Source organism: Maribacter sp. MS6 (assembly GCF_056839185.1).
Genome location: NZ_CM166389.1, coordinates 866,171 through 878,403, shown reverse-complemented (window position 1 = coordinate 878,403; position 12,233 = coordinate 866,171). Strand labels below are relative to the sequence as shown.

Here is a 12,233-nt window from a genome sequence, read left to right as displayed (position 1 = left end):
TTAGGTGAGCCATTGTGCATGTAAGAATTGCATCTTCTGATGGGGCACTACTTTTCACGTACTTATTGAATTCTGGAAAAAGAAGTGCTGGACAGTAGCTTCCTTACCAACGGACGCCTTGTACGCTCATTTTTAAGGTATAAATGGCCTTAGAGGCCGTAACGAACAGTATATTTTGTGCTGCCCCTCCAAAAGTAACATTGGCTGTCCAATCCGCACCGGTGTCAATATGCTCAATTTGGTTTCCGTCCGAATTAAAAACGGTAACACCATTCCCCGTAAGGTACACATTACCTTGGTTATCTATTGTCATCCCGTCCGAACCCATTTTGGTAAAAAGTTTACGATCGGTTAAGCTTCCGTCTTCCTTAATCGTATAGGAGTAGGTTTTTTTATCTCCGATATCGGCAATATATAGGGTTTTTCCATCGGCATTTCCTATGATTCCGTTAGGGCGAACAAAGTTTCTTGCAACTACAGCTGCCTCGGTGCTATTTGGAGCTAAATAGTAGACCAATTGGGCATCCATTTCGGCCTCTTTATGTTCCCAATACGGTCTTTGGTAATAGGGATCCGTAAAATAGATGCCTCCCTTTTTATCTACCCATATATCATTTGGGCCATTAAACTTTTTATCTTCAAAGAGACGTAAAAGGACCTTCACATGTTTATCGGAATCAATTTGCCAAAGTTCATTTTTCTCATCGGCTGCGGCTAAAAGATTACCTTGGTGGTCTATGTAAAGTCCGTTCGCACGTCCCGATGGTTTCATATAAGTTGAAATGGTATTGGTTGCTTCGTTCCACTTTAAAATGCTGTTGTTGGGTTGGTCTGTAAAATATACGTTGCCATCCTTATCCGCAGCTGGACCTTCGGTAAACGAAAATCCATCCGCTACCATAACTAATGATGCGCCTTGGGAAATAATGCTTTTGGATTGCGAAGTACATGCAATAGAAATGCTTGCAATACCTAAAAGAAGGATGTTGGATTTCATAGTGATCTCTTTTGTTTTAAGTTTGAAAATACGTTTAATATCTAATATTATTCTACATTCAGATAATGCAGTGATCAGTATGCTGCAATTAAGATAGTTAATTCTATTTCATAAACGTTAGTCTGAGGCCTCACATCGTTTTACTCTTTATAAGAAAGTTACCTATTGGCGGATTACTTAAATAAACGAGATAATCACAACCGAGAACGTAGGCAATTTGTAGTTTTGTGAAAATTAAATCCACATGCATTCTAGACAAGAGCAATTAAAGGCGGTTGATAGGTTATTGACGATAATGGAGGAGTTAAGAGACCAATGTCCATGGGACAAAAAGCAAACCATACAGACCTTAAGGCATTTGACTATAGAGGAGGTTTACGAGTTGGGTGATGCCATTTTAGACAACAACATGGAAGAAGTAAAAAATGAGTTGGGTGACATTTTATTGCACATTGTGTTTTATGCCAAAATAGGCTCGGAAACGGGTGATTACGATATTGCCGATGTGGCCAACGCGATCTGTGACAAACTAACTCATAGGCATCCGCACATTTATGGTGATGTTAAGGTGGATAATGAAGAAGATGTAAAGCGAAACTGGGAACTCTTAAAATTAAAGGAAGGCAAAGAAAGCGTACTTGAGGGTGTTCCTAAAAGCTTACCTGCGATGGTAAAGGCAAGTCGAATACAAGAAAAAGTAGCCGGTGTTGGTTTCGATTGGGAGCAACCGGAGCAGGTTTTTGAAAAAGTAAAGGAAGAACTTGGAGAATTGCAGGAGGAAGTGGATGCAGGAGACAAGGATAGGATAGAATCCGAGTTTGGCGATGTGCTTTTTTCCATGATCAATTACGCTCGTTTTTTAGGTGTCAATCCAGAGAATGCGCTAGAACGCACCAATAAAAAATTTACCGCTCGATTTCAGTTTCTGGAAACCCAGGCTGCCAAAAAAGGAAAATCGCTTCAAGAAATGAGTTTGGAGGAAATGGATATATATTGGAACGCAGCCAAAAAATTGGGATAAACGCAACAGTATAAGTTCAAGTATCAATCACTAACTTAAATACAGGTGTCGCACGATAATTAGTAGTTTTAAATACCGAGTCCTGGGCAAATAAATATATACATCTAAACTCTGAACACTGCGAAGGAATTTCAAGTCTTACATCCGAACTTAAATTACCTATTTTAAAAGTATATTTGCACCTTTATAAAGCCAACCTTTTGCTCAGTAACTACACCAAAGAATTTAGATACAATATTAAGTTGTCCGTTCCGGTAATTCTGGGGATGTTGGGGCATACCTTCGTGCAGTTTGCCGACAATATCATGGTGGGACAATTGGGTACGGCAGAACTTGCTGCAGTCTCTTTGGGGAATAGCTTTGTCTTTATAGCGATGTCCTTGGGCATCGGTTTTTCTACGGCAATAACCCCCTTGGTAGCAGAAGCAGATGGCGCAGGTAAGGCAACGGATGCTAAAAGCGCATTAAAGCATGGTTTGGTACTCTGTACGATTTTAGGGTTATCGCTCTTTGGTATCATTCTACTCGCGAAACCTTTAATGTTTATGATGAAGCAACCCATAGAGGTGGTAGAACTCGCTATGCCGTATTTGGATTTGGTCGCATTTTCATTGATTCCTTTAATAGTATTTCAGGCCTTTAAGCAGTTTTCAGAAGGATTGTCGCAGACTAAATATCCTATGTATGCGACCATTATAGCGAATGTGGTAAATATCGTTCTCAACTATTTGTTGATTTTCGGTTCCTTCGGTTTTCCAGAAATGGGGATTGTTGGAGCGGCAATAGGTACATTGATATCACGTGTAGTCATGGTAATCTATATTTGGCTACTGCTAAGAAGTCAAGATAAGTTCCATTCCTTCGTCACCGGTTTTAATTTTAGGAAAATTGAAAAACGGGTGATGAACAAAATCATAGCGCTAGGCTTTCCTTCGGCCTTACAGATGTTTTTTGAGGTTGCCATATTTACGGCCGCTATTTGGTTAAGCGGTGTTCTGGGCAAGAATCCGCAAGCAGCCAATCAGATTGCCTTAAACCTAAGTAGCATGACCTTCATGTTCGGTATGGGACTTGGTGTAGCAGCAATGATACGGGTAGGCAATCAGAAAGGGCTAAAGAATTTTGCCGAGCTTAGAAGAATAGCCCAATCTATCTTTTTGCTTACTTTTTTATTGGAAATCGTATTCGCACTACTTTTTCTTATCGGGCGCAACTGGTTTCCTACAATTTACTTGGACTTAGACGATGCCCTAAACCTAACCGATAATACAGAAGTAATAGCATTGGCTGCTCAATTATTATTTGTAGCTGCTTTCTTTCAGATTTCAGATGGAGTTCAAGTCGTTGTATTAGGGGCCTTACGAGGACTACAAGATGTGAAAATACCTACGTTGATTACCTTTATTGCCTATTGGGGAATTGGATTTCCTGTGTCTTATTATACCGGTTTGCATACAGATTTAGGTAGTGTAGGTATTTGGTTAGGACTTCTGGTAGGTCTTACGGCATCGGCCATTATGTTGTATATTCGATTTAATTATCTAACAAAAAGATTAATTCTAAAAGAAGCGTTAACCAACGCTTCATAACTCAGAAAAACTGATAATAGTAAACACTTCATTTTCCTATGGAACTACCAAAATTTATTCTAGGCGATAACACCGATTATCCAAATGCCATATTTGTAATACATACAGAGTATCCAAGGTTCATCATTAATCTGGAGAATGATGAGGTAGAGTGGTTTGAAGAATTTTCCAAGGAAGACGAGAAGGATTTGGAAGAAGAAATGGAAGGTCTTATTGCTCACGCAACGGAATTTTATGATCGGGAAGTTTCTCGTTACGAAGAATAAAAAAATATGGTAGATGTTTTGCTACAATGGGACCGGGAACTGTTCTTGTATTTGAACGGGTTGGGTACACCATCTTGGGACACATTTTGGCAGTTTGTGTCGAATAAACGCAGTGCAATTCCTATCTATGTTTGTTTATTGTTGTTGTCCTATATTAAATACGGTCTCAAAAGAACTGTCATTGTGGTTGTGTCCGTTGCATTATTGATTACGGTAACAGACCAGCTCAGCAACTTTTTTAAGTATGGTGTTGGCCGTCTAAGACCTTGCCATGATCCCGAACTCTTAGATGTCATGCGACTGGTTAAAAGCCGCTGTGGTGGTAAGTTTGGTTACTTTTCTGCTCATGCGGCCAACTCGTTCGCTTTAGCCGTATTCTTTTGGCATATTTTAAAGTCGGAATTAAAGAATGCGAGTTTTATTTTGCTAATTTGGGCCGGTTTGGTATCCTATAGCAGGGTGTATATTGGCGTTCATTTTCCTTTGGATATCCTTACCGGTGCACTCATAGGAAGCCTCTTTGGTTGGTTGTTTTCAAAGTTATTTATATTTGCACTCCGGAAATTCTCCTTATGATATCCAATCTAAGATACTGGTTTTTAATTGGCTTAGTCCTCCTGGTTTACATTGGCGGGATGTTCGTAACACTTATGGAGAACGACTCTGCGCAGTTTGCCGTAATGGCCATGCGCATGGTTCAGGAGAACGATTTTTTAAATTTGTTTAAAGGACCCAACGAGTACTTGGATAAGCCCCACATGCATTATTGGCTTGCTGCCCTTTCCTATAAAATATTCGGTATTCACGATTGGGCCTATCGGATTCCGGGTCTGCTGGCAACGCTGTTAGGGGCCTTAAGTTGTTACGGTCTTGGAAACCTATTATATAACAAACAGACAGGGAAATTGGCAGCTCTTATTTTTATGACCGCCCAGACCATAGTATTGGGCGTGATAGACGTCCGTACCGATGCGGTGCTAACCGGCTTTACCATTTTTGCTATTTGGCAATTGGTAACCTACATAGAAAAGGGCAGGTTAGGGGCTATTCTATTGGGTGCTTTAGGTGCCGGTATTGCTTTTTCTACCAAAGGTCAGATAGCGCTTTTGGTTATAGGGTTGCCCATTTTATGCCATCTGGCCTATACAAGAAACTGGAAGGTCTTTTTAACTTGGAAAGTACTTGCTGCCCTAGTCATGTTCGGTATTGTCATATCGCCAATGCTTTATGCATATTACCATCAGTTTGACATGCACCCAGAAAAGATTATCAGAGGGAAATCTGACCGAAGTGGTATCTTTTTCATTTTCTGGGAACAAAGCTTTGAGCGCTTGAGCGGGGAGGGGGTTGGTAAGAACAGTAGCGATTACTTCTTCTTTTTCCATACCTTTTTATGGGTTTTTATACCATGGACTATCTTGGCAATTGCAGGTTTAACTTCGAAGGTTAGAAGTTTTATTCAACTAAAATTTGCTCGTAGGCCAAATGCAGAGTTGCTGACCACAGGGGGTATCATCCTTATTTTTATACTGATTAGTTTTGCACAATTTAAATTACCACATTACTTAAATGTGACCATTCCTCTTTTTTCGGTACTTACCGCTTCATTTATGTTTGGTTTATACAGTAATCAAAAGACAAAAGCCATTAAGCGGTTTTTGATCGGCCAGTATTTAATTGCTAGTATCGTGTTCATTGCATCGGCACTTATTTGTTATTTCGTATTCAAGTTGACCAGTGTACCCTTATCCATTGGTATTATGACAGTTGTAGGAATTGGAATGTATTTTTGTTTAAAAGGTGAGGGCAGATTTGCGCGGCTAATTACAGTTTCGGTATGTGCTTCATTGGTATTGAATATAGTACTGAATCTTCATTTTTATCCCAATTTACTTAAGTATCAAGGAGGTTCGGCTATGGCCAAAGTGGTAAGGGAGCAGAACATATCCGTAGAGAATATTTATAAGATTGGCAAAGCGTATACTTGGTCTTTAGATTTTTATAATCAATATCCTGTTCAAATTACGACGCTAGAAGAAGTCCAGAACAAGCACGATGTTTGGGTTTATGCCAATGAAAAAGAGCTGGAACAGCTTCGGAACTCCGGATTGGATTGGGATACCCAATACTCTGTTGATCACTTTCGTATAACCCGTTTGCAAGCAAAGTTTTTAAATCCCAATACACGGCATAAGGTATTGAATCAGATGTATTTGATACATGTGTACTAGACTGGCCTATAGTTTTCCATCGGATGAACTCGGCATGCCGGGTTCTATTGTTTTCAAGTCTATCTTTTTAAAGTGATACCAAGCACCCAGAAGCGATACCAAAGCGGTAATCAGGAAAAATATTACGCTAATACCAACGGAAGTATTTTCGTTTAGTCCTAGTAGTGCTGCTCCATAGAAGAACGTCGCTTCCCGGCTTCCAATACCGCCAATAGTGAGTGGAATCACGGATACAATGGAGGATACCAGAAAAATCACCAGATAGGCAATTTCGTTAAGTTCTATACCAAGTGATTTCATGATGAACCAAACAGCTATTAGCTGTGCCAGTTGTACAAGAGCGGAGTAGGTTGCCGATCTCCAAAACACAGGGAGTACATAACTAAAAAATTGTCTGTTCAATATCCAAAACACCAGAATGGAAATCGGGATGGCTGCGATAAACAGCGGGGTCAAGGCCACAATTGTTTCCTGATTAAGTAGGAGCAATAAGGAGCACGCATAAACGAACAAGAGCAAGAGGCCGCTCAACCGATCTAATACCAAAACGCTCACTACCTTTTTAGCAGAAACTTCAAACTTTTTTTTAATGGCGTAGCCTTTGTACGCGTCTCCTCCTATACCACCCGGTAAAAAGAGGTTGTAGAACATTCCCAGAAAATAGAGTTTTAGATTGCTATTTTGGGTTAAGAAAACTTCTAATTGATGAAAATAAAGATTTAATCTGAACGCGGCTATACCCTTTGAGGCAATGAAGAAAATCAGTGCGAGTAATAGGTAATAGAGATTGCTACTGCGCAACGTAGTACCTATTTCGTGAATATCTATCTTTGAAAAGATAAAATAGAACAGAAGTCCGCTTACCAGTAGCTTAATTGCGGTAGCTATAGCTTTACTTGGCCGTGCCACCAATACTAACTTTTTTAATTCTGTAAGGTCTCTTATTTTGCGATTCGTAATAGGTACGAATAAGTAGTTCCATAACAATCCCGATCGTAAACAATTGTATGCCGGCCAAAATAAACATCATACCGAACATCAATAATGGTCGTGTTCCAATATCTTCTCCAAAACCTATTTTAACTACAAGTAGGTACATGTTGATTAGTATGCCCAAAATAATCATTAAAAAACCAAAAATTCCAAAAAGATGTATGGGTCGCTGAAAATATTTTCGGATAAAAAGGAGCAACATCATATCTGCTACTACTTTAAAAACCCGCTCCAAGCCGTATTTAGAAACACCGGCATGCCTTGCGTGGTGTTTTACTGGAACTTGTTTGATTTGGGCGCCTTCCAAGTGGGCGAGTAAGGTTATAAAACGGTGCATTTCGCCGTAAAGATTTAGGTCTTTTGCAATATCCCTAGTAAACACCTTCAGGGCACATCCGTTGTCCTTTATATCTAATTTAGTCACCCTGCGAACTAAAAAATTAGCAATTTTCGAGGGTATTTTTTTTACAAGTGAGTCTTTTCGCTTTTGACGAATGCCCGTAATAAGGTCAAATTCCCCTTTGACCGCATAGGATAACATTTCCGGGATATCACTGGGATCGTTTTGAAGGTCGCCATCCATGGTAATGATATATTCACCTTCTGCATAATCGATACCTGCGGCTAATGCCAAGCTTTGTCCATAATTCTTCTTTAGTTCGATGAGGTGCACTTTTTCGTCCTGCATTTCCTTTACGACTTGTTTTGTCCTGTCCGTAGAAAAATCGTCGATATATATAATCTGATAGGAATATCCTACTAAGCTTTCATGAATCTTTTGTGTTAACAGTACCGCGTTGTCTTCTTCGTTGTATAATGGCACTACGACTGAGAGTAAAGAAGGGGTAATAATGTCCATTAAGCTATTTTTGGATTCTTTGCAAAGTTATGTTTTTTCTACCTAAGTTGATTCGGATTTGAAATCCAGTAGTGGATACGCTTATTTAATTGGAGTAATAAGGTTAGCTTAATCAGATACCAATTTCTTCGTGATTCTACTACTGGCAATTTTAGAAGCGATGATTCCCAAAACTAAAATTGTAGCCAAAACTATACCCACATTAATAAATTGAAATGCTACAGGATAGGCCAAAGTCGGCGTAATTTTTAGCCATTCAAAAGCTAGCTGCGACCAGATTAGTAACGAACCCAGTAACACGCCTATAAATCCACCTAAACCGGTGACCAATATGCCTTGTACAAAATAAATACGTCGTAATTCTTTGATGGTTGTTCCCAAACTGTATAGTGTTTTGGAATTTTGTTGCTTGTCCAAAATCATCATAATGATAGCGCCCACCACGTTGAACAAAGCAATAATCAGGACTAAGGTAAAAATAAGATAAGTTGCCAAGTTTTCGGTGTTCAGCATTTTGTATAGGGTACCGTTTAATTCCTGTCTATTTTTAAGGATAACGGAATTGTCCAGACTTTTCAATACAGCCGCTCTCACGAATGTTTCATCCGCTCCTGGCATTAATTTAAAATTGATGCCAGAATATTGGTTGGGTGCTTTTTCCAAGAGTGCCTGTGCCAGAGGTAGATGCGCAAATACATATTTATTGTCCAACTCTGCCTCCACAGCATAAACGCCACCTATGACCATTGGCAGCTGATTGTATAAGGAGCTAGCGCTACCCATACTTTGTGGTGAAATAGAACCTTCGCCGGGTTTTATTGCATAAATGTGTAAAGGGCTTCTAAATTGATTTACGGTAACACCTAAATTGTTAAGTATGCTTATGCCGGAGACCGCTTGTTGCTCGTTTATGGTCCAATCACCATAATAAATGGTACTGTCTACACCGGTAACTTTGATGTAGTTGGAATCTATACCCTTTAAATAAGCAATTTGATTTTTTCCTTTGTGCTCCAGCAATACCTTCTCTTCTATTTCTTTGGAGTATTGTGCTATGCCCTGTATGGCTGTAAGTTTCGTTTCCTGTTCCGGGCTTATAGCGAAAAACTTTCCGGTCGCCGGTAGCGCTTTTAGTTCCGGGTCAAACGATTCGGTAAAGGATAGGCTAAATGTTTTTAGTCCAGCAAAGCCGGATAGCACGATGAACAAGGCCGCCGAACCTATTACTATAACTAAAAAGGTAATAAAATTGATAATGTTCACAGCGTTTTGGCTGCTCTTGGAGCGTATGTACCGTTTCGCTATGTAGAGGGGGAAATTCAATCCTTAGGATTTTTTTCTTTTTGCCAACAGGTCTCTATTTTCAATAGGGTTTTCTTTCCCTTCCAATGATTTTTCTATCTTTTCGATATAATCTAGCGAATCGTCCAAGTAAAAAAGAAGTTCTGGTACACGGCGTAGTTGGTTTCTAGTCCGTTGGCTAAGCTCATGCTTTATTAAGGGTTGGTTGGATTTGATACCTTCCATTAATTCCGAAGCCTTATCATTGGGGAAAATGCTTACGTATACTTTAGCAATAGAAAGATCCGTAGTAACGGCAACTTTACTTACAGAGATCAAGGTGCCTTTAAGTCCGCCATCTAGCGCTGCTTTTTGCAGAATATCTACAATATCTTTTTGGATGACTCCCCCTATTTTTCGTTGTCGTTGCGTTTCCATGCTGCAAAAATACGTAGAATAATGTATCTTCGATAGTATTGCCAAATATACCGAAGAAAATTCTACATGAAGAAAATAGAACACATAGGAATTGCTGTAAAAAACTTAAAAGCTGCCAATGATGTATATGAGAAATTATTGGGTGTAGCTTGCTATAAAGAAGAGGAGGTAGTCTCCGAGGGAGTAAAGACTTCTTTTTTTAAAAATGGACCTAATAAAATAGAATTGTTGGAAAGTACCACTGAAGATGGCCCCATTGCCAAGTTCTTGGAAAAAAAAGGGGAAGGAATACACCATATTGCCTTTGAGGTCGATGATATCGTTGCCGAAATGGTAAGACTAAAGCAAGAAGGATTCGTGATATTGAACGAAACGCCTAAAAAAGGGGCAGACAATAAATTGGTAGCTTTTTTGCATCCAAAGAGTACACGTGGCGTATTAGTAGAATTGTGTCAAGAAATAACTGAATAGGTCTAAATATTTGGGAGTTAACGATTTAATCGAATTCAGCACCTGTTTGTAATTCTTCATTGGTTTTTTGCTTGTATCGATTAAAAATAAGTAGTAATATTGCAACCGCAAATTGCGGGTCCTATAGCTCAGCTGGTTAGAGCACCTGACTCATAATCAGGGGGTCCATGGTTCGAGCCCATGTGGGACCACTTCCAAAGAAGTAAGCCCTTCAAGAAATTGAGGGGTTTTTTTGTTTCTAGGAGTGTTAATTCTCACATACGTTTGGTTATCATTTTCGCGTATATAATCTTCACTTTAAAAAACGTTCAGTTTTCCCTACTTATTTGCTAATCTAGTTGGTGCGAAAGCCTCAGTGTTCGGAAGAATTAGTGATAACGGTTTTTATGGCATCTGAGTAGCTACCGGACGAGTCTATTAAGCTATCGTAAACCCATATAAAACCTCCATTAAAACCACAGTCGGTTTTCCATTGCGTCATTTTGCTTTTTACTGATGTTGTAGACATCTGATCGAGACCGCCCCAAAGACCACCTACATTGGTAATTCCAAAATCCCATTGGCTTTGGCAAGGGTCGTTGTCCGCACCTCCGGCATAGCACTGGATATAGTTTATATCTACGTTGCCGGGATACTCGGCGTTTACCTGTTTCACCAAAGGCCCCCAATAAGAACTGGCGTTACGGTAAGGAACTATGGCATTCTTAAAACCTAGCCCGGCCAACATTTTCGTGAAAGCAACCGCAGATGGGACATCATAGGTAACTTCATCATCGTTGTTGATGGCGTCAACAAAAGGGAAGGTTTCCCTTAATGTTTTAAAGCTTTTATAAATAGGGCTGCTGGGTGGAAAACCGCCATCCCGATCAAAATAATTCTTGATTACATCAAATTGCTGTCCGCTTGCGGAACCGACCCCGAACTCTAAACGGGTTATGTTGGTGGGTGCTTGTTTTAAACGAGCTATTCTATTTCTGAGGGCATCTCCTCCGATATAATTACTATTTGCATCAATAATATCGTTTACAAAATTTAAATTAAGTGAGCCATCATCACGAATATGGATGGTCCATACAATGACTGTATTGTATTTAGAGTTTCTAAGTTCGTCTACGTTGGATAAGGGTTGTGCCGGATCATGAATAGCGCCCCCTGCAAAAATAGCATTTACCTGTGCATAAATTACTGTACTGGATGCGATGAGAAATAACAGTAATACTGCTGCATTTCGTAAAAATTTCTTCATTTATTTGAATTTAGACTAATAATTATTTGTTTTCAAAGGCATTATAATATTAGGTTTGTGAAAACTGTATATTTTGCCAATGTAAAGTATTGTTCATCAGTTCGGAACTTATAAAGGGTCTAACTGAACTCAAGAGAATCACATTCACTCGGATTATTTTCTTTTAGTCATATCCGTTTTAATCTTCGCTATACACGTTAATACTTTATGAACCCTTTTCTCCAGCGTTGCATAGGCTTCATTTTCTAGAATATCTTTACTAATAAGTTTGGAACCTATGCCCACACAGGTCACCCCGGCATCAAACCACGCTTTTAGGTTTTCCACATCTGTACTTACCCCACCAGTTGGCATTACGCTAGTCCATGGTTGTGGTCCCTTAATTCCTTTTACGAAACCTGGCCCATAAATATCCCCCGGAAATAATTTTACGATTTCGCAGCCCAGTTCCTCAGCTCTATTGATTTCTGTTAGTGACCCACAACCCGGTGACCAGAGTACCTTTCTACGATTGCATACTACCGCAATGTCCTCACGTAATGATGGGGTTACGATAAAGTTCGCACCCATTTGCATAAATAGTGATGCCGCTGCAGCATCGGTTATAGAACCTACACCCATTACCATTCCAGGTAGCTCTGCAATGGCATATTTGTTCAACTCCGAAAATACTTCAAAAGCAAAATCCCCTCTTGCCGTGAATTCCATAAGCCTTGCACCACCATCATAACATGCCTTTAGTACTTTTTTTCCCAAAGCGAGGTCAGGATGGTAAAATAAAGGAATCATGCTTGATTCCTTTATTATTGTTGCTACTTCTATTCTGGAATACTGTGCCATA

At 39.6% G+C, this 12,233-nt stretch carries 13 protein-coding genes and 1 tRNA gene; 7 read left to right on the top strand and 7 right to left on the bottom strand.

What is annotated here, in order from left to right; translation table 11 throughout:
* Window positions 1-103: 103 nt before the first annotated feature.
* Window positions 104-997, bottom strand: a complete 894-nt coding sequence (locus tag MS6x_RS04035) for an SMP-30/gluconolactonase/LRE family protein (RefSeq protein ID WP_482605480.1) — start codon at window positions 995-997, stop codon at window positions 104-106.
* Window positions 998-1,241: 244 nt separating this feature from the next.
* On the opposite strand from MS6x_RS04035, the gene mazG reads away from it, so the two are divergent.
* From mazG to MS6x_RS04010, 5 genes are all read left to right on the top strand, one after another.
* Window positions 1,242-2,018, top strand: a complete 777-nt coding sequence (mazG, locus tag MS6x_RS04030; RefSeq protein WP_482605479.1) for a nucleoside triphosphate pyrophosphohydrolase — start codon at window positions 1,242-1,244, stop codon at window positions 2,016-2,018.
* Window positions 2,019-2,218: 200 nt separating this feature from the next.
* Window positions 2,219-3,607, top strand: coding sequence for an MATE family efflux transporter (locus MS6x_RS04025; protein WP_482605478.1), 1,389 nt, complete (start codon window positions 2,219-2,221; stop codon window positions 3,605-3,607).
* 38 nt (window positions 3,608-3,645) lie between these two features.
* Complete coding sequence (locus MS6x_RS04020) at window positions 3,646-3,873, top strand: hypothetical protein (RefSeq protein WP_482605477.1); 228 nt, start codon at window positions 3,646-3,648, stop codon at window positions 3,871-3,873.
* A gap of 6 nt (window positions 3,874-3,879) precedes the next feature.
* On the top strand, window positions 3,880-4,449 hold the full coding sequence (locus MS6x_RS04015) for a phosphatase PAP2 family protein (RefSeq protein WP_482605476.1): 570 nt from the start codon (window positions 3,880-3,882) through the stop codon (window positions 4,447-4,449).
* The gene (locus tag MS6x_RS04010; protein WP_482605475.1) at window positions 4,446-6,104 is read left to right on the top strand and encodes an ArnT family glycosyltransferase; all 1,659 of its coding nucleotides are present in this window, start codon (window positions 4,446-4,448) and stop codon (window positions 6,102-6,104) included. The genes MS6x_RS04015 and MS6x_RS04010 overlap by 4 nt, the downstream gene beginning before the upstream one ends.
* Before the next feature lie 6 nt (window positions 6,105-6,110).
* On the opposite strand, the gene MS6x_RS04005 is transcribed toward MS6x_RS04010, so the two are convergent.
* The 4 genes from MS6x_RS04005 to rbfA all read right to left on the bottom strand — a co-directional run bounded on the left by MS6x_RS04005 (window position 6,111) and on the right by rbfA (window position 9,675).
* Entirely contained in the window at window positions 6,111-7,013 is a 903-nt protein-coding gene (locus MS6x_RS04005) for a lysylphosphatidylglycerol synthase transmembrane domain-containing protein (protein ID WP_482605474.1), read from the bottom strand.
* Window positions 6,997-7,956: a glycosyltransferase family 2 protein gene (locus MS6x_RS04000; protein WP_482605473.1), complete on the bottom strand. Its 960-nt coding sequence runs from the start codon at window positions 7,954-7,956 to the stop codon at window positions 6,997-6,999. The genes MS6x_RS04005 and MS6x_RS04000 overlap by 17 nt, the downstream gene beginning before the upstream one ends.
* Before the next feature lie 108 nt (window positions 7,957-8,064).
* Complete coding sequence (locus MS6x_RS03995) at window positions 8,065-9,279, bottom strand: ABC transporter permease (RefSeq protein WP_482605472.1); 1,215 nt, start codon at window positions 9,277-9,279, stop codon at window positions 8,065-8,067.
* 3 nt (window positions 9,280-9,282) lie between these two features.
* Window positions 9,283-9,675, bottom strand: a complete 393-nt coding sequence (rbfA, locus tag MS6x_RS03990; protein WP_482605471.1) for a 30S ribosome-binding factor RbfA — start codon at window positions 9,673-9,675, stop codon at window positions 9,283-9,285.
* 66 nt (window positions 9,676-9,741) lie between these two features.
* Between rbfA and mce the strand changes: the two genes are divergently transcribed.
* Together mce and MS6x_RS03980 are read left to right on the top strand one after the other, a co-directional pair.
* Window positions 9,742-10,146, top strand: a complete 405-nt coding sequence (mce, locus tag MS6x_RS03985) for a methylmalonyl-CoA epimerase (protein ID WP_482605470.1) — start codon at window positions 9,742-9,744, stop codon at window positions 10,144-10,146.
* Window positions 10,147-10,263: 117 nt separating this feature from the next.
* Window positions 10,264-10,337 (top strand) — tRNA-Ile (locus MS6x_RS03980).
* A 161-nt stretch (window positions 10,338-10,498) separates the two neighbouring features.
* Here the strand turns inward: MS6x_RS03980 and MS6x_RS03975 are convergent.
* A complete protein-coding gene (locus MS6x_RS03975) occupies window positions 10,499-11,392 on the bottom strand; it encodes a hypothetical protein (RefSeq protein ID WP_482605469.1) in 894 nt (297 codons plus the stop codon).
* Window positions 11,393-11,545: 153 nt separating this feature from the next.
* Window positions 11,546-12,232, bottom strand: coding sequence for a bifunctional 4-hydroxy-2-oxoglutarate aldolase/2-dehydro-3-deoxy-phosphogluconate aldolase (locus tag MS6x_RS03970; RefSeq protein ID WP_482605468.1), 687 nt, complete (start codon window positions 12,230-12,232; stop codon window positions 11,546-11,548).
* Window position 12,233 lies beyond the last annotated feature (1 nt).

Bases quoted from the DNA above. Each gene is read 5' to 3' on its own strand.
- MS6x_RS04035 (WP_482605480.1), bottom strand. From the start codon at position 997: ATGAAATCCAACATCCTTCTTTTAGGTATTGCAAGCATTTCTATTGCA.
- mazG (WP_482605479.1), top strand. From the start codon at position 1,242: ATGCATTCTAGACAAGAGCAATTAAAGGCGGTTGATAGGTTATTGACG.
- MS6x_RS04020 (WP_482605477.1), top strand. From the start codon at position 3,646: ATGGAACTACCAAAATTTATTCTAGGCGATAACACCGATTATCCAAAT.
- MS6x_RS04015 (WP_482605476.1), top strand. From the start codon at position 3,880: ATGGTAGATGTTTTGCTACAATGGGACCGGGAACTGTTCTTGTATTTG.
- MS6x_RS04010 (WP_482605475.1), top strand. From the start codon at position 4,446: ATGATATCCAATCTAAGATACTGGTTTTTAATTGGCTTAGTCCTCCTG.
- MS6x_RS04000 (WP_482605473.1), bottom strand. From the start codon at position 7,956: ATGGACATTATTACCCCTTCTTTACTCTCAGTCGTAGTGCCATTATAC.
- rbfA (WP_482605471.1), bottom strand. From the start codon at position 9,675: ATGGAAACGCAACGACAACGAAAAATAGGGGGAGTCATCCAAAAAGAT.
- mce (WP_482605470.1), top strand. From the start codon at position 9,742: ATGAAGAAAATAGAACACATAGGAATTGCTGTAAAAAACTTAAAAGCT.
- MS6x_RS03975 (WP_482605469.1), bottom strand. From the start codon at position 11,392: ATGAAGAAATTTTTACGAAATGCAGCAGTATTACTGTTATTTCTCATC.
- MS6x_RS03970 (WP_482605468.1), bottom strand. From the start codon at position 12,232: ATGGCACAGTATTCCAGAATAGAAGTAGCAACAATAATAAAGGAATCA.